22 protein-coding genes and 1 tRNA gene are annotated in these 24,994 nt (G+C 69.9%); 12 read left to right on the forward strand and 11 right to left on the reverse strand.

Annotated features, from left to right (window positions below; translation table 11 throughout):
- Positions 1-39 precede the first annotated feature (39 nt).
- The 4 genes from rho to NQV15_RS13220 all read right to left on the reverse strand — a co-directional run bounded on the left by rho (position 40) and on the right by NQV15_RS13220 (position 5,569).
- Positions 40-2,109, reverse strand: a complete 2,070-nt coding sequence (rho, locus tag NQV15_RS13205) for a transcription termination factor Rho (RefSeq protein ID WP_232401845.1) — start codon at positions 2,107-2,109, stop codon at positions 40-42.
- Between the two features lie 198 nt (positions 2,110-2,307).
- Entirely contained in the window at positions 2,308-3,189 is an 882-nt protein-coding gene (gene thrB, locus NQV15_RS13210; protein ID WP_232401843.1) for a homoserine kinase, read from the reverse strand.
- Positions 3,186-4,250 carry a threonine synthase gene (thrC, locus tag NQV15_RS13215; protein WP_232401841.1) on the reverse strand — a complete coding sequence of 355 codons (1,065 nt, stop codon included), beginning with the start codon at positions 4,248-4,250 and terminating at the stop codon, positions 3,186-3,188. The genes thrB and thrC overlap by 4 nt, the downstream gene beginning before the upstream one ends.
- A complete protein-coding gene (locus NQV15_RS13220) occupies positions 4,250-5,569 on the reverse strand; it encodes a homoserine dehydrogenase (protein WP_232401839.1) in 1,320 nt (439 codons plus the stop codon). Before NQV15_RS13220 ends, thrC begins: the two co-directional genes overlap by 1 nt.
- A 187-nt stretch (positions 5,570-5,756) precedes the next feature.
- Here NQV15_RS13220 and NQV15_RS13225 point away from each other — a divergent pair, with 187 nt between their 5' ends.
- From NQV15_RS13225 to NQV15_RS13235, 3 genes are all read left to right on the forward strand, one after another.
- Positions 5,757-7,970, forward strand: coding sequence for a carboxypeptidase-like regulatory domain-containing protein (locus NQV15_RS13225; protein WP_257125052.1), 2,214 nt, complete (start codon positions 5,757-5,759; stop codon positions 7,968-7,970).
- 61 nt (positions 7,971-8,031) lie between these two features.
- Positions 8,032-8,733: an AzlC family ABC transporter permease gene (locus NQV15_RS13230; protein ID WP_232401835.1), complete on the forward strand. Its 702-nt coding sequence runs from the start codon at positions 8,032-8,034 to the stop codon at positions 8,731-8,733.
- Positions 8,730-9,041: an AzlD domain-containing protein gene (locus NQV15_RS13235; RefSeq protein WP_232401834.1), complete on the forward strand. Its 312-nt coding sequence runs from the start codon at positions 8,730-8,732 to the stop codon at positions 9,039-9,041. Before NQV15_RS13230 ends, NQV15_RS13235 begins: the two co-directional genes overlap by 4 nt.
- Before the next feature lie 4 nt (positions 9,042-9,045).
- On the opposite strand, the gene NQV15_RS13240 is transcribed toward NQV15_RS13235, so the two are convergent.
- Positions 9,046-10,437: an MFS transporter gene (locus NQV15_RS13240; protein WP_232401830.1), complete on the reverse strand. Its 1,392-nt coding sequence runs from the start codon at positions 10,435-10,437 to the stop codon at positions 9,046-9,048.
- Positions 10,438-10,520: 83 nt separating this feature from the next.
- On the opposite strand from NQV15_RS13240, the gene soxR reads away from it, so the two are divergent.
- Positions 10,521-11,018 carry a redox-sensitive transcriptional activator SoxR gene (gene soxR / locus NQV15_RS13245; protein WP_232401828.1) on the forward strand — a complete coding sequence of 166 codons (498 nt, stop codon included), beginning with the start codon at positions 10,521-10,523 and terminating at the stop codon, positions 11,016-11,018.
- Positions 11,019-11,029: 11 nt separating this feature from the next.
- Here soxR and lysA read toward each other — a convergent pair whose 3' ends face one another.
- From lysA to NQV15_RS13260, 3 genes are all read right to left on the reverse strand, one after another.
- Complete coding sequence (lysA, locus tag NQV15_RS13250) at positions 11,030-12,424, reverse strand: diaminopimelate decarboxylase (RefSeq protein WP_232401826.1); 1,395 nt, start codon at positions 12,422-12,424, stop codon at positions 11,030-11,032.
- The gene (gene argS / locus NQV15_RS13255; RefSeq protein ID WP_232401824.1) at positions 12,421-14,085 is read right to left on the reverse strand and encodes an arginine--tRNA ligase; all 1,665 of its coding nucleotides are present in this window, start codon (positions 14,083-14,085) and stop codon (positions 12,421-12,423) included. The genes lysA and argS overlap by 4 nt, the downstream gene beginning before the upstream one ends.
- A gap of 286 nt (positions 14,086-14,371) precedes the next feature.
- Positions 14,372-14,767: a response regulator gene (locus tag NQV15_RS13260; protein WP_232401822.1), complete on the reverse strand. Its 396-nt coding sequence runs from the start codon at positions 14,765-14,767 to the stop codon at positions 14,372-14,374.
- A gap of 53 nt (positions 14,768-14,820) precedes the next feature.
- On the opposite strand from NQV15_RS13260, the gene NQV15_RS13265 reads away from it, so the two are divergent.
- From NQV15_RS13265 to NQV15_RS13295, 7 genes are all read left to right on the forward strand, one after another.
- Positions 14,821-14,895 (forward strand) — tRNA-Arg (locus NQV15_RS13265).
- Positions 14,896-15,021: 126 nt separating this feature from the next.
- The gene (locus tag NQV15_RS13270) at positions 15,022-15,471 is read left to right on the forward strand and encodes an OsmC family peroxiredoxin (protein WP_232401820.1); all 450 of its coding nucleotides are present in this window, start codon (positions 15,022-15,024) and stop codon (positions 15,469-15,471) included.
- Positions 15,472-15,520: 49 nt separating this feature from the next.
- Positions 15,521-16,561, forward strand: a complete 1,041-nt coding sequence (locus NQV15_RS13275) for a winged helix DNA-binding domain-containing protein (RefSeq protein ID WP_232401818.1) — start codon at positions 15,521-15,523, stop codon at positions 16,559-16,561.
- 131 nt (positions 16,562-16,692) lie between these two features.
- Positions 16,693-20,493, forward strand: coding sequence for a multifunctional oxoglutarate decarboxylase/oxoglutarate dehydrogenase thiamine pyrophosphate-binding subunit/dihydrolipoyllysine-residue succinyltransferase subunit (locus NQV15_RS13280; RefSeq protein WP_232401816.1), 3,801 nt, complete (start codon positions 16,693-16,695; stop codon positions 20,491-20,493).
- Between the two features lie 12 nt (positions 20,494-20,505).
- Entirely contained in the window at positions 20,506-20,682 is a 177-nt protein-coding gene (locus tag NQV15_RS13285; protein WP_194839850.1) for a DUF6104 family protein, read from the forward strand.
- A gap of 85 nt (positions 20,683-20,767) precedes the next feature.
- Complete coding sequence (locus tag NQV15_RS13290) at positions 20,768-20,941, forward strand: hypothetical protein (protein ID WP_232401814.1); 174 nt, start codon at positions 20,768-20,770, stop codon at positions 20,939-20,941.
- 14 nt (positions 20,942-20,955) lie between these two features.
- The gene (locus tag NQV15_RS13295) at positions 20,956-21,684 is read left to right on the forward strand and encodes an AAA family ATPase (protein ID WP_232401812.1); all 729 of its coding nucleotides are present in this window, start codon (positions 20,956-20,958) and stop codon (positions 21,682-21,684) included.
- Between the two features lie 102 nt (positions 21,685-21,786).
- On the opposite strand, the gene NQV15_RS13300 is transcribed toward NQV15_RS13295, so the two are convergent.
- The 3 genes from NQV15_RS13300 to NQV15_RS13310 form a co-directional block, all read right to left on the reverse strand.
- Positions 21,787-22,755: a zinc-binding dehydrogenase gene (locus NQV15_RS13300; RefSeq protein WP_232401810.1), complete on the reverse strand. Its 969-nt coding sequence runs from the start codon at positions 22,753-22,755 to the stop codon at positions 21,787-21,789.
- Positions 22,756-22,765: 10 nt separating this feature from the next.
- Positions 22,766-23,965, reverse strand: coding sequence for an NAD(P)-dependent malic enzyme (locus tag NQV15_RS13305; RefSeq protein ID WP_304523581.1), 1,200 nt, complete (start codon positions 23,963-23,965; stop codon positions 22,766-22,768).
- 129 nt (positions 23,966-24,094) lie between these two features.
- Positions 24,095-24,490, reverse strand: a complete 396-nt coding sequence (locus tag NQV15_RS13310) for a hypothetical protein (protein WP_232401808.1) — start codon at positions 24,488-24,490, stop codon at positions 24,095-24,097.
- A 181-nt stretch (positions 24,491-24,671) separates the two neighbouring features.
- Here NQV15_RS13310 and NQV15_RS13315 point away from each other — a divergent pair, with 181 nt between their 5' ends.
- The gene (locus NQV15_RS13315) at positions 24,672-24,923 is read left to right on the forward strand and encodes a WhiB family transcriptional regulator (protein ID WP_082530375.1); all 252 of its coding nucleotides are present in this window, start codon (positions 24,672-24,674) and stop codon (positions 24,921-24,923) included.
- Positions 24,924-24,994 lie beyond the last annotated feature (71 nt).

Here is a 24,994-nt window from a genome sequence, read left to right on the forward strand (position 1 = left end):
ACCCGGTCTCCCGGATGCGCCCCTCGTCGTGGGACGCGGTCAGCTCTTGCGCGCGGCGCCGTCCTTCAGCGTCGTGTTGACCTGCATCAGGAACTCGGCGTTGCCCGGCGACTTCTTGAGCTGGTCCAGCACGAGCTCGAGGCCCTGCTGGCTGTCCTGCTCGGCCAGCGACCGGCGCAGCTTCCAGATCACGTCGAGCTCGGCCTTGGGCATCAGCAGCTCCTCGCGGCGGGTGCTCGACGCGACCAGGTCGATGGCCGGGAAGATGCGCTTGTCGGCCAGGTCGCGGCGCAGGCGCAGCTCCCAGTTGGCGGCACCCTTGAACTCCTCGAAGATCGCCTCGTCCGTGCGCGAGCCGGTCTCGACCAGCGCGGTGGCCACGATGGTGAGCGAGCCGCCGTCCTCGAGGTTGCGGGCCGCGCCGAAGAACTGCTTGGCGGGGTGGAGCGCCGAGGAGTCGACGCCACCGGACACGACGCGTCCGGACGTCGGGGCCGTCTGGTTGTACGCGCGTCCGAGCCGCGTGATGCCGTCCAGCAGCACGACGACGTCGTGCCCCAGCTCGACGAGACGCTTGGCGCGCTCGATCGCGAGCTCGGCGACCATCGTGTGATCCGAGGCCGGGCGGTCGAACGTCGAGGCGATGACCTCGCCCTTGACGCTGCGCTGGAAGTCGGTGACCTCCTCGGGTCGCTCGTCGACCAGGACGATCATCAGGTGGCACTCGGGGTTGTTGGCCGTGATCGCGTTGGCGAGCTGCTGCATGGCCATGGTCTTGCCGGCCTTGGGCGGCGAGACGATCAGGCCACGCTGTCCCTTGCCGATCGGGGCGACCAGGTCGATGATCCGGCCGGCGACCCCACCGGCCTCGCCCTCGAGGTGCAGACGCTCGGAGGGGTGCAGCGGCGTGAGCTTGGAGAACTCGACCCGCTTGTTGGCCTCCTCGAGGCTCATCCCGTTGACCGAGTCGATCTTGACCATCGGGTTGAACTTCTCCTTGCGCTCGCCCTCACGGGGCTGGCGCACCTGGCCGACGACGGCGTCCCCGCGGCGAAGGCCCCACTTGCGGACCATGGAGAGCGAGACGTACACGTCGTTGTCGCTGGGCAGGTAACCCGTCGTGCGCACGAAGGCGTAGTTGTCCAGGATGTCCAGGATGCCGGCGGCGGGCACCAGGACGTCGTCCTCGGTGTAGGAGGTGTCGACGTCGAGGGTGCCGCGTCCGGCGCCGGCGTTGCGGTTGCGTCCGCGACGGTTGCGGCGACGTCCGCCCATCTCGTCGTCCTCATCGGTGGCCGGACCGTTGTGCTGACGGCCCTGGGCCGCGGCGCCGGCCTGGTTGTTCTGGCCGTTCTGCTGGCGGTTGGTGTGACCGCCCTTGTCGCGCTCGCCCTGGTTGCGCTCACCCTTGTCGCGATCGCCCTGGTTGCGCTCACCCTTGTCGCGATCGCCCTGGTTGCGCTCACCCTGGTTGCGCTCACCCTTGTCGCGATCGCCCTGGTTGCGCTCACCCTGGTTGCGGTTGCGGTTGCGCGAGCGGTTGTTGCCGCCCTCGTTGTCCTCGTCCTTGACGGAGTCGTCGGCGGACGAGTTGTCGCTCCGGCCGTGCGATGCCGAGTCGGACTGGTCAGCGCTGTCGTCCTTTGCGGACTTGTCGTTCTTGGGGGCCTTGGCGGTCTTCGCGGCGCGGGCCGGCTTGTCGTCCTTCTCGGGGGCGTCGACCTTCTCGGCGTCATCGGCCTTGGCCGGCGCGGCTGCCTTGGCACGGCGCGCACGGGCGGGCTTCTCGGCCTTGGCCGGTGCCTCGTCGGTGGCGGGTGCGGTCTTCGCGTCGGGGACCACAGCGGCGGGCGGCGTCGTGTCGACGGCCTTGCCCGACGCCGCCTTGACAGCAGCCTTCGTGGAGGTGCCCGCATCGCCGCGGGCGATCTTGATGGCGTCGATGAGAGCGCCCTTGCGCATCTTCTCGGCGCCGGTGATGCCGAGCTCGGAGGCGATGTCCTGCAGCTCGGCGAGCACCTTGCCACCGAGTCCGCCGCTGGTGCGCTTGGGGGCGGAGGACGCCGCTACGGGCGTGGAGGCATCAGGTGTCGTGGTGGTGTCAGTCACGTAGTTTCCTTTGGATGAGGCCACACGGCCAGTGCTCCGGGAAGCCGGATCGCATCAAAGCGGGGCCCGTATCTGACGGGCAGCTCGCGTGGCGCTGCTCACTTGCGTTGTCACGTGTCGGGGAGTTGAACTCGACTCCGACTTGTCCACCATAACATCACGGCGTCGCGGCGTATTCCATTCAAGACGTCTTGGCAGCTAGGGCCGGACGACCGTCGCGCCGTCTGCGTCGACGGCCAGCTCGTGCACGGTCCACCCCTGCGGAGCGGCCTCGGCCACCCCCCGCGCGAAGGCCAGGACCGTGGGTCCGGCTCCGGAGATGATGGTCGGCACGCCGTCGACGCGCAGCTGCCGCAGCAGCTTGTACGAGTCGGGCATCGCCTCGGCGCGGTAGGACTGGTGGATCCGGTCCTCGGTCGCGGAGATCAGCCGGTGCGGCCGGCCGGTCAAGGCCGCGACGAGCAGCGCCGAGCGTCCTGCGTTGAGCGCCGCGTCCCGGTGCGGCACCGTCTCGGGCAGCAGCCCTCGGGCCTTGGCAGTCGACACCGCCGACGGCGGGATGAACACCGTGACGTCCACATCGGTCGTGAGGCGCTCGACCTCGGCCGCGGCCCCGTCGATCCAGGCGATCGTGAGACCGCCGAAGAACGCGGCGGCGACGTTGTCGGGATGGCCCTCCAGGTCGACCGCCAGCTGGTAGGCGGCGGCGTCGTCCAGCAGCTCGTCGCCACCGTCGACCATGGCGCGGGCCAGGACGATGCCGCCGACGATCGCGGCGGCCGACGAGCCGAGCCCGCGTCCGTGCGGGATGACGTTGACGCACGTCAGGCGCAGGCCGGGCGGGCGTCCGCCCATCAGGTCGAAGGCCGCGTGCATCGCCTCGACGACCAGGTGCGTCTCGTCGAGCGGGACGCCGTCCTTGCCCTCACCGGAGACCCGGACCTCCAAGCCGTCGTCGATGACCTCGGCGGTGATCTCGTCGTGCAGTGCCACGGCAAGGCCCAGCGCGTCGAAGCCAGGACCCAGGTTGGCGCTGGAGGCCGGGACCCGGACGGTGACCGGCCCGTCGACGAAGCTCACGCGAGCCCGGCGGCTGCCGCGGCGGCGTCGACGTCCGCGTCGATGATGGCGTCGACCAGTGCGCCGACGCCCGACAGCGCCGTGTCGATGTCTTTGAGGCCGTGACCCGTGACGGTCACCGCGATCGTCTGGCCTGCCTCGACCTCACCGGCCGCAGCGGCGGCGAGCAGCCCGGCGACGCCGGCTGCCGACGCGGGCTCGACGAAGATGCCCTCATGGGACGCGAGGTCGCGCTGGGCCTGCAGGATCTGCTCGTCGCTGACCGACGCGATGCGTCCGCCGGACTCGTCGCGGGCGGCCGTCGCGAGGTGCCACGAGGCCGGGTTGCCGATGCGGATGGCCGTCGCGATCGTCTCGGGCAGCGCGATCGGCGCGCCCTGCACGATCGGGTCGGCGCCCTGGGCCTGGAAGCCCCACATCGCGGGGGTGCGGGTCGCGATGCCGGCGTCGGCGTACTCGCGGTAGCCCAGCCAGTAGGCCGAGATGTTGCCGGCGTTGCCGACCGGCAGGACGTGCAGGTCAGGGGTCGCGCCGAGGGCGTCGACGATCTCGAAGGCGGCGGTCTTCTGCCCCTGCAGGCGCACGGGGTTGACCGAGTTGACCAGCGCGACCGGATAGTGGTCGGCCAGCGCGCGCGACAGCTGCAGGCACTCGTCGAATCCGCCGCGGACCTGGATCACCTCGGCGCCGTGCATCACGGCCTGCGCCATCTTGCCCGCGGCGATCTTGCCGTGCGGCACGAGAACGATCGGGGTCAGCCCGGCCTGCGCGGCGTAGGCGGTCATGGAGGCCGAGGTGTTGCCGGTCGAGGCGCACACGACGGCCTTGGCACCCTCACCGACGGCGACCGAGACTGCCGCGGTCATGCCGCGGTCCTTGAACGAGCCCGTGGGGTTGCTGCCCTCGACCTTGATCCACACGTCGCCGCGCACGATGCCCGACAGCCACTTGGAGTGCACGAGCGGCGTGCCGCCCTCCCCCAGCGTGACGACGGGGGTCTCGGGGGTCACCGGGAGCCACTCGCGGTACTCCTCGATGACGCCTCTCCACAGATGTGCCATCAGAATCCTCCCTCGACGCGCATCACCGATGTCACGTCTCGAACCATGTCCAGCTCCCGCAGCGAGGCGACGGTCGCCGACAGGGCGGCGTCCTGCGCCTCGTGCGTCACGATGACCAGCTGGGCGTCCGACCCGCTGCCCTCCTGACGCACCGTCTTGATCGAGACGCCGTACTCGGCGAAGGCGCCGGCGACCGAGGCCAGCACACCGGCACGGTCGTCGACGTCGATCGACACGTGGTAGCGGGTGCGGGCCCGTCCCATGTCGAGCACCTCGAGCTGGGCGTGCGTCGACTCACCGGGCCCGAACACGTTGCTGCGTCGGTTGCGGGCCACCGAGACCACATCGCCCAGGACCGCGCTGGCCGTCGGCGCGCCGCCGGCACCCGGGCCGTAGAACATCAGCTCGCCGGCCGACTCGCTCTCGACGAACACCGCGTTGTAGGCACCGCGGACGCTGGCCAGCGGGTGTGTCTGCGGGATCATCGCCGGGTGCACACGGGCCGACACGGCCTCGCCATCGGGGGTCTCGTGGCGCTCGCAGATCGCGAGCAGCTTGACGACGCACCCCATCTCCTCGGCCGACCGGACATCGGCAGCGGTGACGTCGGTGATGCCCTCACGGTGCACGTCGCCGATCGTGACCCGGGTGTGGAAGGCCAGGCCGGCCAGGATCGCGGCCTTCGAGGCGGCGTCGAATCCCTCGATGTCGGCGGTCGGATCAGCCTCGGCGTAGCCGAGGCGCTGGGCCTCGTCGAGTGCCTCGGAGAAGCCCTGACCCGTCGTGGTCATGGCGTCGAGGATGAAGTTGGTGGTGCCGTTGACGATGCCCAGCACCCGCTCGACGCGGTCGCCGGCCAGCGACTCGCGCAGGGGCCGGACGATCGGGATCGCGCCGGCGACGGCGGCCTCGAAGTACAGGTCACGCTCGGCCTTGTCGGCTGCCTCGAACAGCGTCGCGCCGTCCTCGGCGAGCAGTGCCTTGTTGGCCGTGACGACCGATGCACCGTGGTCCAGCGCCGTCAGGATCAGCTCACGGGCCGGCTCGATGCCACCGATGACCTCGATCACGACGTCGATGTCGCCGCGCGAGACCAGTCCCATGGCATCGGTCGTGAACAGCTCGTCGGGCAGGTCCAGCTCGCGGGCGCGGCCCAGCCTCCGCACGGCGATGCCGGCCAGCTCCATCGGCGCGCCGACCCGCTGGGCCAGCTCGTCGGCGTCCCGCGTCAGCAGCCGCGCGACCTCCGTGCCGACGACTCCGCAGCCCAACAGGGCGACTCGGAGCGGACGTCCGGGGGTCCACGAGGAGGTGCTCACCGGGCAAGCGTATCGGCGACGACGTCATCCCGGTCCACTCCCCTCGCTGGGCGAGACATCCATGCACTGAGCCACCGGTGCCCGCGACTCAGGCCCGAGCAAGACATCGTGTCTGACTAGGATCTGCCCGGCGGGGTCAACGGCTTCCGCCTGATCTGCTTGCACGATTGGTTCTGGGAGGACCTCGATGACCATTCCACTAGTCCACCGCCCGAGGCGCCGATCGACGGCGCTCGTCGGCGCCGTCGTCGCGATCTGCCTGGCCCTGACCGGCTTGACGGCGCAGTCGGCGTCGGCAGCCGACACGGGCTCGATCACCGGCGCGGTGTTCACGCAGGCCGTCGGCGGAGCAAAGACACCGGTCACCGGGGGGTACATCTTCCTGCACCGCCTGAACGCCGACGGCTACTACGACAGCGTCGACAGCGATCCCACCGATCCGGGGACCGACGGCTACCCCTTCACCGGCAGCACGTTCGAGCTCGGCGGACTGGCGGCCGGCACCTACACGTTCGAGGTGGCCAGCGTCGGCACCAACGATGCCAAGTTGTACCAGCGCGAGTACTACAACGACGCCGAGTACCTCCACGACGCGACGCCCATCCAGGTCGGGACGACCCGGGTGCAGCTCCCCGACATGGTGCTGGAGCAGGCCGGTCAGATCTCCGGAAGGGTCACCGACGCGGCCGGCAAACCACTGGCCGGCGCCAGCGTGATGTTCGAGCGCACCAGGTCCGGCGGCAGCAAGGGCGTGCAGACCGATGCCAACGGCTACTACACCTCCGTCCAGGATCCCGGCGAGGGATTCGGTGAGGGTCTGGTCAGAGGCGACTACCGCGTCGTCGCCTCCAAGTACAGCTCCTCGTCCGACCCGGACGCGCCGTCGTACGAAGCCGAGTACTGGAACAACGCGACCAGCTATGACAGCGCCACGGCCGTGACCGTGCAGCCCGGCAAGACCGCCACCAACATCAACTTCACGCTCGCTGAGGCGCCCCGCGTCCGGCTGACCGTCAAGGATCCGGCCGGCAACCCGGTGCCGAACGCCGATGTCGGCATCTACTTCTTCAACGAGGGCGCGTGGGCCCCGTACGCCGCGGGCCCGAACGTGACGGGCCCCGACGGCGTCTACCGCAAGACGGTCCGGATCGGAGAGCGCTACAAGTTCTTCATCGAGCCTCCGGCCGGCGTCGGCGGAGTCACGGAGTGGTACGACAACGCGTACTCCGAGGCCACGGCACGCGAGGTCAAGGCCACCTCGCACGGTGAAGTCATCGACATCGAGATCAAGCTCGGCCCCGCGCCCGTGGTCGACGGCTCGACGCCCACCATCACCGGGACACCCCAGGTCGGCCAGCAGCTCACCGCGAACCCCGGCACCTGGGGACCGGAAGGCGTCAAGCTCGCCTACCAGTGGTTCGCGAGCGGAACACCCATCCAGGGCGCCACACAGGCCACGTACACGCCCTCGATCGGCGACGCCACCAAGGCCCTCACCGTGCGGGTCACCGGCACCCTCGCCAACCACACCACCACGGTCAAGACGTCCGCAGCGACGGCCCCAGTGGCGACACCCGCGGTCGTCGGCTCGACGCCCACCATCACCGGGACACCCGAGGTCGGCCAGCAGCTCACCGCGAACCCCGGCACCTGGGGACCGGCAGGCGTCAAGCTCGCCTACCAGTGGTTCGCGAACGGAACACCCATCCAGGGCGCCACACAGGCCACGTACACGCCCTCGATCGACGACGCCACCAAGGCCATCACCGTGCGGGTCACCGGCACCCTCGCCAACCACACCACCACGGTCAAGACGTCCGCAGCGACGGCCCCAGTGGCGACACCGCCCGTGGTCGCTCCCGTCGTCACGGGAGCTGCCCCGGTGATCAGCGGGACGCCCCGCAGCGGCAGCACGCTGGTCGCCTCGCCCGGCGCCTGGGGTCCGGCAGGCGTCTCGGTGGCCTATCAGTGGCTCGCCAACGGCGCCCCGATCCCGGGGGCCACCGGCGCACAGCTCCGGCTGACCAATGCGCAGGCCGGCAAGCGGATCACCGTGACCACCACCGGATCGCTCCCCGGGGCTGCACCGGTCACCACGACGTCCGCGGCGACGTCGGCCGTCAAGGGCGTGCTGACCCCCAAGAAGGTCTCGATCACCGGCACGGCCAAGGTCGGCAAGAAGCTGCGTGCCAAGACGAGCTCGTGGGGTCCGTCCCCGGTCAGGTCCAGCTACACCTGGTACCGCAACGGCAAGCGGATCCCGGGGCAGACGAAGAGCACGTACACGTTGCGCAAGGCCGATGCCGGCAAGCGCATCACGGTGCGCATCACCCGCACCAAGAGCAACTACGTCAGTGCCAAGAAGGTGAGCGCGAAGACCGGCAAGGTCAAGAAGAAGTAGCGCCCGGTCGGTGCCGCGGGCCCCCGCCGCGGCACCGACCGTCGGGTGCGAGGGTGTACGCGTGCCTGCCCCACCCGAGCCCCCTGACCCGGGCGATCGGCGACAGTCGTGCAGAGCCGGGTTCCGCGCCGCGATGCCGTACTCCGCGGTCGGCTTCCTGCTGTCGATGTCCTTTGGCATCGTTGCCCGCGAGGCCGGGTTCTCGGCCGTCGCGGCGATCGTCATGTCGGCGATCGTGTTCGCCGGATCCGCGCAGTTCGCCGCGGTGTCGATCATCGCCTCGGGCGGAACCGCCGGGGCCGCGGTCGCCGCCGCCGCGCTGATGAACTCGCGATTCCTGCCGATGGGCATCGCCCTGGGGCCGTCCCTGCCCGGCGGCCCCGTCGTGCGCGCGGCCCAGGGACAGGCCGTGATCGACGCGTCGTGGGCGATGTCCAACCGCGGCGACGGGACGTTCGACCGCTGGTTCCTGTTCGCGTCGACCGCCCCGCAGTACCTCACCTGGATCGCCGGGACGGCATGCGGGGCGCTGGGCGGCGACCTGTTCCGCGATCCCTCCCGCTTCGGGCTCGACGCGATCTACCCGACGTTCTTCCTGGCCCTGCTGATCGCCGAGATCAAGGATCGGACGACGCTGGCCGTCGCCGCGACCGGCGGCCTCGTGGCGCTCAGCCTGGTCCAGGTCGCGCCGCCGGGACTGCCCGTGCTGGCCGCCAGCCTCGTCGCCCTGTGGGGACTGCGCCGGGACAGGGGCACCGCGTGACCGCGACCATCTGGTGGACCATCGCCGGGTGCGCCCTGGTCACCGCGGTCATCAAGGCCATCGGCCCGGTGGCGCTGGGCGGCCGGGACCTGCCGCCCAGGCTGGTCGGCGTCATTGCCCTGATGGCGCCCGCGCTGCTCGCAGCACTGGTCCTCACCAGCACGTTCGCGGTCGGCGACGAGTGGCGGATCGGCGCGAGCACCGTCGGCGTGGCCGTGGCCGGCGTCATCCTGTGGCGACGCGGTCCGCTCCTGCTGGCCGTCGTGACCGCGGTCGCCGTCACCGCCCTGCTGCGGGCCGTGACCTAGACGTTCACCGGGGCGGCGCCTCCACCCGCATCGCCATGACGACACCGAGCGCTGCGACGGCACTCGCGAAGCCGAGCACCAGGACGTACCCGACCATCTCGTCGACGTGCAGCATCACGGCGAACAGGACGCTGCCGAGGGCGAGCAGGAGCGACTGCGCCACGGCATCGCTGATCTGCATGCCGGCGCTGTTCGCGCCCTGCTCGGCCGCACCGGAGTGGTCGAGCAGCAGCACACCCAGCGTCGACAGGGCCATGCCCATCCCGAGTCCACCGACGCCCCAGACCGCAGCCACGACCGCCACCGGCACCTCGTCGCGGAGGGCGAGGAAACCCGCCGCGGTCCCGGCCAGCACGCAGACCGAGCCGAGCCTGACCCGCAGCGGCTTGGACGCCAGGACGGGGACGTGGGCAGCGAGCCACGAACCGGCGAACCACAGGACGGCGCCACTGGTCAGCAGCAGTCCTGCCTGGGCAGCGCTCAGTCCGCGGTGCTGGACCAACGAGAGCGGCACGTACGTCTCGGCGCCGACGAAGGCGGCACCGAGCAGGCTGCGGGTCGCGATCACCCGCGGGAGCCCGGGTCGGCCGCGCCACGAGCCCGGCGGCACGAGCCGGGGTCCGTACCGCAGGGTGACCGCGAGGGCGGCGACCAGCAGCACCGGCCACCACGTGACCGCCCGCTGACCGGCAAGGCTCACCGAGAGGACGCCTGTGGCGACGAGCGCGGCCCACCACACCCGCCGACCCTCCAGGACGACGGCAGGGTCCCCGCCGATCCGGTCGAGCGCCTGCCAGATGAGTCCGAGCGACGCGAGCGCCACGGCGGGAACGGCGAGGAACACCCACCGCCACCCGACCAGGTCCGCGATCGTCCCGGCGATGAGCGGGCCCACGAGGGCCGGCAGCACCCAGGCACTGGTCATGACGGTGAACACCCGCGCGCGCACGCCCTCGTGGAACGTCCGTCCGATCACGACGTAGAGCCCCACCGAGATGAAGCCGATCCCGAGGCCCTGCACGGCCCGGCCGATCAGGAAGACCGGCATCGAGGAGGCGAGCCCGGCGACGAGCAGCCCCAACGAGAAGACCATGACGCCGCTGCGCACGCCCAGCGCGGGTCCGTGACGGTCCATGAGCGGTCCGGCCAGCGTCATCGACACGACGCCCACGGCCATCGGCGCGGCGAAGGACAGGGCGTACAGCGCGAGCCCGTCCAGCTCCTCGGCCACCACGGGCATCACGGTGGCGACCGCGAGGGACTCGAACGCGACGAGGAACGCGAGGGAGAATATGCCGGCCACCACCCGCCCGTGCGGGCCGAGCCAGAGCCGCTCCCCCGCCGGTGCCGGCGGGACGTCCTTTGTCCCGGGCCGGCGCTGTCCGGTCACGCGCATGCTGCTCCTTCGTCGTCGGTGCGACCACTTCACAACCTCAACTGCAGTTGAGGTCAAGTCGGCGCGGGGTCTACGGTCGGGACATGACGTCCCGGCACCCGGAGCTCACCCCCGGCCAGGTGGCCGAGCGATCCGGCGTCGCGGTGTCGGCCCTGCACTTCTACGAGCGCGAGGGTCTCATCGCAAGCCATCGGACCGCCGGCAACCAGCGACGCTATCCCCGCGAGGTCCTGCGCCGCATCGCCTTCATCCGCGTGTCGCAGGGGCTGGGCATCTCGCTGGCGCGGATCCGCGAGGCCCTCGGCACGCTCCCCGACGACCACGTCCCGACCAAGGCTGACTGGTCGCGACTGTCCCGGCGGTGGCGCGCCGACCTCGACGCCCGGATCGACCAGCTGCAGCGCCTCAGGGACGACCTCGACGGCTGCATCGGGTGCGGCTGCCTGTCGCTCACGAGCTGCGCCCTCTACAACGCCGAGGACGTCCTCGGGACCACGGGACCGGGGCCCCACCGGCTCCAGCGGCGCGAACCCACCGGGGACGTCATCCCGGGCGGAGCGCCTCCGCCACGTACGGGATGACGTCCGCGGGGTCAGCCGACGTCGAGCGCCAGCAGATCGTCCTCGGTCTCGCGGCGCAGGATCACCCGGGCCTCACCGTCACGCACCGCGACGACCGCCGCCCGCGGCACGTGGTTGTAGTTGCTCGCGAGCGAGCGGCAGTACGCCCCGGTGCCCGGAACGGCGAGCAGGTCGCCGGCGCGCACGTCACCGGGCAGGAACTCGTCCTTGACCACGATGTCGCCGGACTCGCAGTGCTTGCCGACGACGCGGCTGAGGACCGCCGGGGCGTCCGAGGCGCGGGAGGCCAGCGTGCACGAGTAGTCAGCGCCGTAGAGAGCAGGCCGGATGTTGTCGCTCATGCCGCCGTCGACCGACACGTAGCGGCGTGACGCGCCGCCGTCCAGCGCGACCGTCTTGGTGGTGCCGACCTCGTACAGCGTGAAGGTCGACGGCCCGGCGATCGCCCGTCCGGGCTCGATCGACAGGTGCGGGACGGCGATGCCCATCGCGGCGCACTCGTCGCCGACGATCTTGAGCATCCCGCGGGCCAGGTCGTCGGGCGTGGAGGGAGTGTCCTGGGTCGTGTACGCGATGCCGAAGCCGCCGCCGAGATCGAACTCGGGCAGCGCGACCCCGAGCTCGGACTGGATCTGGGCGTGCAGGCGCAGCACCCGCCGGGCCGCGACCTCGAAGCCGTCGGTGACGAAGATCTGCGAGCCGATGTGCGAGTGCAGGCCCCGCAGCTCGAGGCCCGGTGCCGCCAGCACCCGCCGGACGGCGTCGAGAGCATCGCCGCCGGAGATCGAGAAGCCGAACTTCTGGTCCTCGTGCGACGTGGAGATGTACTCGTGGGTGTGCGCCTCGACGCCCGCCGTGACCCGGATCATGACCGGGGCCGTGACTCCGAGCTCGGCGGTGAGGGCGGTCAGCCGGTCGATCTCCTCGACCGAGTCGATGATGATGCGGCCCACGCCCACCTCGAGCGCGCGGCGCAGCTCGCCGACCGACTTGTTGTTGCCGTGCAGGCCGATGCGGGCCGGCGGGAAGTCCGCCTTGAGGGCGACGGCCAGCTCACCGCCGGAGCAGACGTCCAGGTTGAGCCCCTCCTCGGCGATCCAGCGGGCCGTGGCGACGCACAAGAAGGCCTTGCCGGCGTAGTAGACGTCGGCACCGGGGAATGCCTGCTTGAACGAGCGCGCGCGACGCCGGAAGTCGTCCTCGTCGACGACGTAGGTGGGCGTGCCGAACTCGGCCGCCAGGTCGAGGACCGACTCCCCCGCGACCGTCAGCACGCCATCGACCTTCGACACCCCGTCGGACCACAGCTGCTGGACCAGCTGGTTCGGGTCCTCGGGATTCCTCAGCCAGGCCGGACCACGGTCGCCCGCCTGTCCGTGCAGGGCGCCCGCTTCGTGGGACCTCACATCCGCTCCGGCGCGGTGACGCCGAGCAGGCCCAGGCCGTTGGCGATGACCTGGCGGGTCGCGGCCACCAGCATCAGCCGGGCACGGTGCAGGTCGGACGGCTCCTCGTCACCCTTGGGCAGCACGTGGGCCGCGTCGTAGAACTTGTGGAACGCCGCGGCGGTGTCCTCGAGGTAGCGGGCGACCCGGTGCGGTTCGCGCAGCTCTGCGGCGCGGGCGACGACCTTCGGGTAGTCCGCCAGCGAGCGCAGCAGCGCGCCCTCCTGCGGGACGACGAGCAGGGACGGGTCGAAGGTCGCCTCGTTGATCGTGACGCCCAGGTCGACCGCGTTGCGCAGGATCGACGACAGCCGGGCGTGGGCGTACTGCACGTAGAAGACCGGGTTGTCGCTGGTCTGGCTGGCCCACAGGTCCAGGTCGAGGTCGATCGTGGAGTCCATCGAGTAGCGCGCCAGCGCGTACCGCGAGGCGTCCACACCGATCAGGTCGACCAGGTCCTCCAGGGTGATGACGGTGCCGGCCCGCTTGCTCATGCGCAGCGGCGCGCCGTCCTTGACCAGGTTGACCATCTGGCCGATCAGGATCTCCAGGTTGACCTCGGGGGTGTCGCCGAACGCGGCGCACATGGCCAGCATCCGCGACACATAGCCGTGGTGGTCGGCACCCAGCATGATCAGGCAGCGGTCGAAGCCGCGCTCGCGCTTGTCCAGGTAGTAGGCCAGGTCGCCGGAGATGTAGGCCGGCTCGCCATCGGACTTGATGACGACGCGGTCCTTGTCGTCGCCGAAGTTCGAGGTGCGCAGCCACGTGGCGCCCTCGTGCTCGTACATCATCCCGAGCTCGCGCAGCCGGCTGATGGCCCGGTCGACCGCACCGGACTCGTGCAGGTCGTTCTCGTGGAAGTAGACGTCGAAGTCGACGCCGAAGTCGTGCAGGCTCTGCTTGATCTCGGTGAACATCAGGTCGACGCCCTCGGCGCGGAACGTCTCCAGCGCCTCGTCGTCGGGCAGCTCGGCCGCGCCGGGCACCTTGGCCGTGACGGTCGCCGCGATGTCGGTGATGTACTGGCCGCCGTAGCCGTCCTCGGGGGCATCCTCACCGCGGGCGTCGGCCAGCAGCGAGCGGGCGAAGCGGTCGATCTGCACGCCGTGGTCGTTGAAGTAGTACTCGCGCGTCACGTCCGCACCGATCGCCGACAGGATGCGGCCCAGCGAGTCGCCCACTGCCGCCCACCGGACGCCGCCGATGTGGATCGGCCCGGTCGGGTTGGCGCTGACGAACTCCAGGTTGACCTTCTGGCCCGCGTACAGGTCGCTGGTGCCGTACGACGAGCCGGCCGCGACGATCTGCGGGGCGATCGCGCCCTGGGCGCCCGCGTCGACCCGGATGTTCAAGAAGCCGGGCCCGGCGATCTCGGCGCTGGCGATCCCGTCGGCGGCGGCCAGGCGGTCGGCGAGCAGCTGCGCGAACTCACGCGGGTTCATGCCGGCCTTCTTGCCCAGCTGCAGCGCGATGTTCGTGGCGTAGTCGCCGTGCTCCTTGACCTTGGGTCGCTCGACCGTGACTTCGGCCGGGACACCGCCCGGCAGGTTGATGTCGCCCGCCTCGCTGAGGGAGGTCAGGGCGTCGATGATCGTGGTGGAAAGCTGCTCGGGGGTCACCGCACAAGCCTATCTCCCGGCAGGACAGGGCCTTGAACGTGGACGACCCGCAGGGCTGCGCTCGCGTCCGGGAAGCAGATCCCGGGAGTGCAAGCGCTGGTCGAGCGGACAAGACTCGACGCCCTGCGGGTCGGGTGACTGCGGGAATTCGCCGCCACCGTCCAGTTCACAAGAACTGAGGTCCTTGTGGCTAGCGGACAGCCACCTCACAAGTCCAAGACGAATACATTCTTCGGACCACCTCCTCTCCGTGTACCAAAAACGGTACGACGAGCGGACGGGTCGTTCAAGGGTTTTCGCGTCGGTCCTTGGTGCGCTCCAGTACCTCGGAGACGGTCTCGACCAGGAAGTCGGGGTCGAAGGGCTTGGTGACGTACGCATCGACACCGGCCTGCTTGGCGCGCTGGATGTCGGCCGGATGACCCTGGGTCGTCACCATCACGATCCCGATGCCCCGCATGCGCTCGTCGGCGCGGATGGCCGTGACCGTGGCCATCCCGTCGAGCCGCGGCATCATGACGTCGACCGTGATCAGATCGGGCATCACATCGCGGTGGGCAAGGATCTGGAGACAGTCAGCACCGTCCACCGCCTCGTCGACGTCGAACCCGGCCAGCTGGAGGTTGGTCCGGATCAGGAAACGAATCGAGGCGGTGTCGTCGACGACGAGCACACTGGGCATGGACATCACCGTAGTGGGCGTGCGGTAGGCTCACACCGCAGTTGGCCGCATTGGCCCCCGTAGCTCAGGGGATAGAGCGCCGCCCTCCGGAGGCGGAAGCGCAGGTTCGAATCCTGCCGGGGGCACCACCACTGGAATCGGCCGGGACACGGTCCTCCCGCAGGGCACAGGCCGTCCGAGCCGCAGCCTGCGAGGCGGTTGCGACGTCGTCGGACCGCGGTAGCGTCGGGAGCACGCCGACGAAGGGACACATCATGCCCACACGCACAGCACGCACCGCCTGGGATGGCGGCTTCGAGGACGGCTCCGGCCAGGTCGAGCTCACCGACTCCGGCCTCGGCACGTTCGAGATGTCGTTCAAGAAGCGCTCCTCCGAGGACGGCGGCGGAGCGACGAACCCCGAGGAGCTGCTCGGGGCCGCCCACTCCTCGTGCTTCACGATGCAGCTGACAGCCGTGCTGGGCCAAAAGGGTGCCACGCCGATCTCGATCGAGACGACCGCCAAGGTCACGCTCGGCGAGGACTCCGCGGACGGCGGCTTCAAGATCAGCAAGATCGCCCTGCGGGTCCGTGGCGAGGTCGAGGGCATCGACGAGGCCGGCTTCCTGGAGGCAGCCGAGGCCGCGAAGGTCGGCTGCCCGCTCAGCAAGGCGCTCGCCTCGGTCCCCGAGATCACGCTGGACGCGGCGCTCGAGACCGCGTAGCCGACCGGCGCCCGACGGCTCTGTCGGTGCCGCGCGGGATGCTCCTGGCATGAAGCCGGTCATCGGACGCCTGCACGCGCACGGGCTGGACACCCCGCGGTTCGACACCGCCGTCGAGGTCGTCCGCCATCTCGGCTGCGTGCAGTCACAGCTGCACGACATGGCGCTGTGGGGCGTCGCCCGGCGCACCACCGATCTGACCCTCGCCGATCTGCAGACCGCCTTCGACCGGGGTGACTTCGTGCGCACACACGTCCTGCGACCCACATGGCACTTCGTGGCTCCCGAGGACGTCCACTGGTTGCTGGCGCTCACCGGTCCACGGGTCGAGCGCCAGCTCGCCGTCACCAACCGCACCCTGGGCCTCACCCGCCAGACGGTGGAGCGCGGAGTGGCCGTGATCGCCGAGGCCGTCTCCCCCAGCGCCCCGCTCACCAGGGCCGAGCTCGCCGACTGCCTGGCCGGTGCCGGCCTCGACCCGACCGGCCAGGCGCTGGCGCACATCGTGATGCAGGCCGAGCTCGACGGCCTCGTCGCCAGCGGGCCGATGCGGGGCAAGCAGCACACCTACCGGACGCTGCCGCCTGCCCCGGCGCTCCCCGGGCGCGACGACCTGCTCGCCGCGGTCGCCCGCCGGTACGCCGCCGGGCACGGTCCGTTCCGGGACAAGGACCTGGCGTGGTGGACGAGCCTGACCCTCACCGACAGCCGGCGGGCGATCGAGCTGGCCCAGCTCCAACCGATCGAGACCGATCATGGGCCGCACTGGACACACGAGGCACCCGTGGACGTCGAGGTGCCTGCGGTCCTGCTGCTGCCTGCCTTCGACGAGTACATCTCCTATGCCCGCGATCCCGACGACCTGGCCGATCTGCGCGGACCCGCCGCCGACCTGGCCCGGGGAACCGGGCTGCTGGTGGTGCGTGGCCGCCTCGCCGGCACCTGGACGCGCAGCGTGTCCGCCCGCCGTCTCGAGGTCCGCATCGACACCCCTTCGCCGGCCGCGACGCTGCATCGCGCGATCGATCAGGAGGCCGCCGACTTCGCCAGATTCCTGGGCCGCGATCCGGTCGTGACATACACGTCCTAGGGCTTGGGAGCGGTCCGCGCACGTCGCGCAGGCTCGCTGTGACCAAGCCGTCACGACACCGTGCCGGTTCCGGGTCGAACCTGCCTGCGCCGGACTGGACCGCCGCGTTACTCTGTCAAGGAACTTTTCGCATGTCTGCCAGCACACAATCGGAAGAGGCGATCGAGGCTGTGGCCGAGTCCTCACAAGACCATTCAACCCCTGATTTCGGCACCAACCAGTGGCTCGTCGAAGAGATGCACGACCGCTTCACGGCCGACCCCTCGTCCGTGGACGAGACGTGGGTGAAGTTCTTCACCACCGGTGACGGCGCTTCGTTCAACAGCAGCGCGTCGACGTCGTCCAACGGCACCGCCGCTGCGGCCGCGCCGGCGGCCGAGGCCCCCCGCGCGCCGCTGACCTCGCCGGAGTCCGATCGCAAGCCTGCTGCCAAGACGCAGCCTGCGACGGCGTCGGCTCCCGAGGAGAAGGCCCCGGACTCCCCCGCCCCGGTCGCTCCGGTACCGGCCACGCCTCCCGCGGCGGCCAAGAAGTCGCCGGCCAAGCCCGCCGAGGCCAAGCCGGCCGCCGGTCCCGGCGATGTCGAGAAGGTCGTGCTGCGCGGCGCCGCCGCCCGCACCGTCCAGAACATGGACGCGAGCCTGTCGGTACCGACCGCGACCAGCGTCCGGTCCGTACCGGTCAAGCTGTTGTTCGACAACCGCACGGTGATCAACAACCACCTCGCCCGCGCACGCGGCGGCAAGGTGTCGTTCACCCACCTGATCGGCTACGCGATCGTGCAGGCCGTCAAGGCCATGCCCGAGATGAACACCGGCTACGAGGTCGACGCCAAGGGCAAGCCGAACCAGCTCAAGCCCGAGCACATCAACTTCGGTCTCGCGATCGACCTGCAGAAGCCCGATGGATCCCGTCAGCTGCTGGTGCCGTCGATCAAGGCCACCGAGACCATGAGCTTCGCGGAGTTCTGGGCGGCCTACGAGACGATGGTGCGCAAGGCCCGCGACGGCAAGCTGGAGGTCTCGGACTTCCAGGGCACGACGTTGAGCCTGACCAACCCCGGTGGCATCGGCACCAACCACTCGGTGCCCCGCCTCATGGCCGGCCAGGGCGTCATCATCGGCGTCGGCTCGATGGAGTACCCGCCGGAGTTCCAGGGCGCGTCCGAGCACACGCTGGCGCAGATGGCGATCTCCAAGATGGTCACCCTGACGTCGACGTACGACCACCGCGTCATCCAGGGCGCCCAGTCCGGTGAGTTCCTCAAGCGCGTCCACGGCCTGCTGCTGGGCGAGAACGGCTTCTACGACGAGATCTTCCGCTCGCTGAAGATCCCCTACGAGCCGATCCGCTGGGCCCAGGACATCGCGGTCAGCCACGATGACCAAGTCCACAAGCAGTCCCGCGTCCTGGAGCTCATCCACGCCTTCCGCGTGCGCGGCCACCTCATGGCCGACACGAACCCGCTGGACAGCTCCCCGCGCAGCCACCCCGATCTCGACACCGCCTCGCACGGCCTGACGCTGTGGGACCTGGATCGCGAGTTCGCGACGGGCTCGTTCAAGAGCGACAAGCGCTTCATGAAGCTGCGCGAGATCCTCGGGATCCTGCGCGACTCCTACGCCCGCACGATCGGCGTGGAGTACATGCACATCCAGTCCCCGACCGAGCGCGAGTGGTTCCAGGAGCGCATCGAGCGCCCGCACACCAAGCCGCCGCGCGAGGAGCAGCTGCGCATCCTGCAGAAGCTCAACCAGGCCGAGGCCTTCGAGACCTTCCTGCAGACCAAGTTCGTCGGCCAGAAGCGATTCAGCCTCGAGGGTGGCGAGACCACGATCCCGTTCCTCGACGAGATCTGTGAGGCTGCTGCCGCCGACAAGCTCGAAGAGGTCTGCATCGGCATGGCCCACCGAGGCCGCCTCAACGCGCTGGTCAACATCGCCGGCAAGCGTGCCAGCCAGGTGTTCCGCGAGTTCGAGGGCAACATCGACCCGCGCACCGTGCAGGGCTCCGGCGACGTCAAGTACCACCTGGGCGTCGAGGGCGAGTTCACCTCGGGCAACGGCGACAAGGTCAAGGTCTCCATCGCGGCCAACCCGTCGCACCTGGAGGTCGTCGACCCCGTGCTCGAGGGCATCGCCCGCGCCAAGCAGGACCGCCTCAACCGCGGACAGGAGTACCCGGTCCTCCCGGTGCTCGTCCACGGTGACGCGGCCTTCGCCGGCCAGGGTGTCGTCGCCGAGACGCTCAACCTCTCGCAGCTGCGCGGCTACCGCACCGGCGGCACGATCCACCTGATCGTCAACAACCAGGTCGGCTTCACCACGTCGCCGTCCTCGTCGCGCTCCTCGACGTACTGCACCGATGTCGCCCGGATGATCCAGGCACCGGTGTTCCACGTCAACGGCGACGACCCGGAGGCGTGCATCCGTGTGGCCCAGCTGGCCTACGAGTACCGCCAGACGTTCAACAAGGACGTCGTCATCGACCTGGTCTGCTACCGCCGTCGCGGCCACAACGAGGGCGACGACCCCAGCTTCACCCAGCCGCTGATGTACGACACGATCAACGCCAAGAAGTCGGTGCGCAAGCTCTACACCGAGGCCCTGGTCGGACGTGGCGACATCACGCTGGAGGAGGCCGAGGCCGCCCTCAGCGACTACCAGGCGCAGCTCGAGCGCAACTTCGCGGAGGTCAAGGAGGCGTCGAGCCCCGACCTGGACTACACGCGGACACCGGACTACCCCGAGAAGCCCGAGCACACCGGTGAGCTGATCACCGCGATCACGCCCGAGACGATGAAGGCCGTCGCGGACGCCTACACGAATGTCCCCGAGGGCTTCACGGTCCACCCGAAGGTCCTGCCGCAGCTCCAGCGCCGCGCGCAGTCCATCTCGGCGGGACCGATCGACTGGGGCACCGGCGAGATCCTGGCCATGGGATCGCTGCTGCTGGATGGTCGTCCGATCCGCATCTCGGGTCAGGACACCCGCCGTGGCACGTTCTCGTCACGCTTCGCCACCATCATCGACCGCACCAACGCGGACGAGTGGACGCCGCTGGCCAACGTCGGCGACGAGCAGGCCACGTTCCACGTCTACGACTCGCTGCTGAGCGAGTACGCCGCACTCGGCTTCGAGTACGGCTACTCGGTGGCCCGTCCCGAGGCGCTGACGATCTGGGAGGCCCAGTTCGGCGACTTCGTCAACGGCGCCCAGTCCGTCATCGACGAGTACATCTCCTCGGGCGAGACCAAGTGGGGTCAGAAGTCGGGCGTCGTGCTGCTGCTGCCGCACGGCTACGAGGGCCAGGGACCCGATCACTCGTCGGCGCGCATCGAGCGCTTCCTGACGCTGTGCGCGGACGATGCGATGACCATCGCGCAGCCCTCGACCCCGGCGTCGTACTTCCACCTGCTGCGTCGCCAGGCGCTGGAGAGCGAGCACCGTCCGCTGGTGGTGTTCACGCCGAAGTCGATGCTGCGCAGCAAGGCAGCGGCATCGCAGCCCGACGACTTCACGGCCGGCTCGTTCCGTCCGGTCATCGGCGATGACAAGGTCGACCCGGCTTCGGTCGAGCGCGTCCTGGTCTGCTCCGGCCGCGTGACGTGGGACCTCATGGCCGAGCGGGAGAAGCGCGAGTCGGGTCAGTCCCGCACCGCGATCGTCCGTCTCGAGCAGATCTACCCGCGTCCCGTCGACGAGCTGAACGCCGAGATCGCCAAGTACCCCAATGCCCGCGAGGTGCGTTGGGTGCAGGACGAGCCCGCCAACCAGGGTCCGTGGCCGCACATCGCGCTGCACTTCAGCGGCGAGTTCGGTGGTCTCCCGCTGCTGCGGGTCTCGCGTCCGGAGTCGTCGGCCCCGTCGGTCGGTTCGCACAACCGTCACGTCGAGGAGCAGGCCACGCTCATGCAGCAGGCCTTCGCCTGAGGTCTGGTCACGATGTACTTCACGGATCGCGGTATCGAGGAGCTCCAGAGCCGGCGAGGTGACGAAGAGGTCACCTTCGCCTGGCTCGCCGAGCAGCTCAGCACGTTCGTGGACCTGAACCCGGACTTCGAGATCCCGGTGGAGCGCCTCGCCACGTGGCTCGCCCGCCTGGACGACGACGACGAGTGAGACCGTGGGCGCCCGCGCCAGGCTCTGAGCCAACACGACAAATAGCCACCCCGCCGCACCTCGGTGGGGTGGCTATTGTCGTGTCATGGCCAAGATGATGAGCTGCCCGTGCGGGCAGCAGCTCGTGGGACGAACCGACGACGACTTCGTCGGCGCAGTCGATGCGCACCTGCGCGACGCCCACGGCGGGCGCTCCTACCCGCGCGAGGCGATTCTGTCGATGGCGACGTCGATCCCCGACGACACCGTCACGGACTGACCCACACCGGCGACGTGCGCTTCGACCAGCCCCCGGTCGTGCGGGTCAGCCGCGACCCGCACGCGACGTACGACCGCCGCGTCTGGCCGCACACGATCCCGGCGGTGGCACAACTCATGGCCGATGGCCTGGACCTGCCTCCCGGCGTCACCTTCCTCGTGGGCGAGAACGGCTCGGGCAAGTCGACGCTGGTCGAGGCCATCGCGGGCGCGTACGGGCTCTCGCCCGCGGGCGGCAGCTCGCACGGGCTCCACCAGACCCGGGCCACCGAGTCGCCCCTGCACCGCGATCTGCTCGTCCAGCGGGGCATCGGCACCGGCCACTGGGGATTCTTCCTGCGCGCCGAGACGATGCACGGCTGGTACACCTACATGGACCAGCACGGTGGCGGCAACGACGCGGACTACCACGCGATGAGCCACGGGGAGTCGTTCCTGGAGGTGCTGACCCGCAAGTTCGACTCGCCGAGCTTCTACTGCCTCGACGAGCCGGAGGCCGCGCTGTCGTTCAGCTCGACGCTGAGCCTGATCCGCGTCCTGCACGATGTCGTGCAGGACGGTGGGCAGGTGCTGTGCGCGACACACTCCCCCGTCCTGGCGTCGATGCCCGGAGCGCACATCCTCGAGGTCGGCGCGTGGGGACTGCGCGAGACCGCCTGGAACGACCTCGAGCTCGTCCGGCACTGGCGGGCGTACCTGGACGCCCCGATGCGCTACCTGCGGCACACCCTCGCAGAGGACTGACCGCGCCCAGGGCTCACCAAGATTTGGCCCCTTAGCAACCGTTTCGTGCCGCGTGAGCGTTCGAAATGGTTGCTAAGGGGCCAAATCTTGGTCGGGGCGTGGCTAGAGGGTCAGGACGATCTTGCCGAAGACCGAACCGTCGATGATGCTCTGCAGGCCATCGGCGGCCTGGTCCATCGGGATCTCCCGGTCGATCAGCGGACGCGTCCCGGTCACGTCCATGAACTGCGCGAGCGCGTGCAGCTCGTCGCGGGTGCCCATCGTCGAGCCGTGGACGCGCATCTGCTGGAAGAAGATCCGGGTGAGCTCGGCGTGCGAGGGCGCGTCGCCGGACGTCGCGCCCGAGATGACGATCGTCCCGCCGGGACGCATCGACTTCACCGAGTGCGACCACGTCGCGGCGCCGACGGTCTCCATCACCGCATCGACCTTCGTGGGCAGCCGGGCGCCGGACTCGAACGCCTCGTGGGCGCCGATCTCGACGGCCCGGGCCCGCTTGTCCTCGTCGCGGCTGGTCGCGTAGACCCGGAAGCCGGCCGCGCGGGCCAGCGTGATCGCCGCCGTCGCGACACCGCCGCCGGCGCCCTGCACCAGCACCGTGTCGCCCTGCTTGAGGCCGGACTGCGTGAACAGCATCCGGTAGGCCGTGAGCCACGCCGTCGGCAGGCAGGCGGCCTCGGCGAACGACAGGCCCGCCGGCTTCGGCACGATGTTGCGGGTCGGCACCGCCACCCGCTCGGCGAACGTCCCCTGGTGGCGCTCCGACAGCAGCGACCGGCGGGGGTCGAGGGTCTCGTCACCACGCCACGACGGATCGCTGATCACCGCGTGCACCAGGACCTCGTTGCCGTCCTCGTCGTACCCGGCGGCGTCGCAGCCCAGGATCATCGGCAGCGACTTCTCGGCGAGGCCGACGCCGCGCAGGCTCCACACGTCGTGATGGTTGATCGAGGCCGCCTTGACGGTCACGGTCGTCCACCCGTCGGGGACCTCGGGCTCGGGGCGCTCCCCCACGACGAGGCCGTCCAACGGGCTGTCGGGACGGATCTGGCCGGCGTAGACCGCGAACATGGGAGCTCCTTCAGTAGGGACGGCGGGCGAGGCCCTCACGACGTGCAGTGTCCGTCACGGCCCGCGCCACGGCGGTCGCGACACGCGGGTCGAACGGCGAGGGGATCACGTAGCTCTCGCTGATCTCGTCGCCCACCAGATCGGCGATCGCGGTGGCGGCGGCCAGCTTCATGCCCTCCGAGATGCGGGTCGCGCGGACGTCGAGCGCACCGCGGAAGATCCCCGGGAAGACCAGCACGTTGTTGATCTGGTTGGGGAAGTCCGAGCGGCCGGTGGCGACCACGCGGGCGTACTTGTGGGCGACATCGGGATGGATCTCCGGGTGGGGGTTGGCCATCGCGAACACGATCGCCTCCGGCGCCATCCGGGCGACGGCCTCCTCCGGCACCGTTCCGCCGGAGACACCGATGAACACGTCAGCCCCGTCCAGCGCGTCCGCGATCGTGCCGGGACGGGCCCAGGCGGACGTCTGCTCGGCCAGCCACCGCTTGACGTCGTTGAGGTCCTCACGGCCGGGGTGGATGACACCCGACCGGTCGACCACGGCGATCCTGCGGACCCCTGCGGACTGCAGGATCTTGGTGATGGCGACACCGGCGGCGCCCGCGCCGGAGATGACGACCTTGAAGTCCTCGAGGTCGCGGTCGGTCAGCCGGGCAGCGTTGATGAGCGCCGCGAGGGTCACGACCGCGGTGCCGTGCTGGTCGTCGTGGAAGACCGGGATGTCGAGCCGCTCGATGAGTCGGCGCTCGATCTCGAAGCAGCGGGGACTCGAGATGTCCTCGAGGTTGATGCCGCCGAATGACGGCGCGAGCCGCACGACCGTCTCGACGATCTCGTCGACATCGGTCGTGTCGAGGGCGATCGGGATCGCATCGACGCCGCCGAACTGCTTGAACAGGATCGCCTTGCCCTCCATGACCGGCATGGAGGCCGCGGGGCCGATGTCCCCGAGGCCGAGGACCGCGGTCCCGTCGGTCACCACGGCGACGGTGTTCGAGACCCAGGTGTAGTCGTGGGCGAGCTCCGGGTCGGACGCGATGGCCTCGCAGACCCGCGCGACACCGGGGGTGTACGCCAGGGAGAGGTCATCGGTGTCGCGGATGGGCACGGACGACTCGATGCTCATCTTGCCGCCGCGGTGCAGGGCGAAGACCGCATCGTCGGGGTCGATCAGGTCGTGGGGCAGGTCGATGTCTGTAGCAACCATTGAAGGTATTCCTCGGGAAACGTGAGCTGTCTCAACGGGACCGATCAGGTCGCCGGATGCGGCGTCAGGCCGCAGATCTGTTCGTACCGCCGAAGCGGGATGTCACGGGTTGTGCCCGGGCCAGCAGTCTTACACGGATCGGTCGTCGCGGAACGCCCGGGTCACGGGCGGAGCGAGCAGACAGGCCAGCACCGCCACCGCCGGCAGCGCGATGGCCGCGCTGATCCAGGCCGCATCCCCGCGGAAGTTCCAGGCCAGGCCGAGCTGGATGAGCTGGGCGAAGACCAAGGGGCTGCGGGCCCACGCATCGCCGGCCACCAGGCGCCAGGCGGCCCAGAGCAGACCCGCGGCGATGATCGCCAGGAAGAGGGTGGTCACGATGCCCAGGCTCACCCGGTCCGAGGACACGCTGAACAGCTCGAGCGCCGCCAGGACGGCAAAAGCCAGCCCCTCCAGCGACACGATCACCGCGGCAGTCACGAGCAAGGTGCGGGCCGTCCCAGACGGCCGTCCGGGAGACGTCACGAGGCAAGCCTAGAAGACACGCCCAGGCAAGCCCGAACGGCATGTGACTCATCCGACAATTCGCCGGGTCCAGTTGCCCTTGTAAAGCGCCCCGAATGTTGAAACCATGGAGTCACTGCCCGCTGAACAGGTCAAACAGGCCTGCCTGCGGGCGCAACACCGAACGGGAAGGAGTGTCCCCATGGATTGGCGCCACAAGTCGGCATGCCTCGATGAGGATCCTGAGCTCTTCTTCCCCATCGGCAACACGGGTCCCGCCATCTTGCAGATCGAAGAGGCCAAGGTCGTATGCCGCCGCTGTGATGTTCGCGAACAGTGCCTTCAGTGGGCACTCGAGTCCGGACAGGACCACGGTGTGTGGGGAGGCTTGAGCGAAGACGAACGTCGAACGCTGAAGCGTCGCAATGCTCGTGCACGTATTCGTACGGCTTGAGCAAACGCACGTATCGGTGAACCCCGTGGCCAGACGGCCGCGGGGTTCTTTGTATCTCCGGGACCTCACCG

The organism is Aeromicrobium wangtongii (assembly GCF_024584515.1).
Classification (GTDB): Bacteria; Actinomycetota; Actinomycetes; order Propionibacteriales; family Nocardioidaceae; genus Aeromicrobium; species Aeromicrobium wangtongii.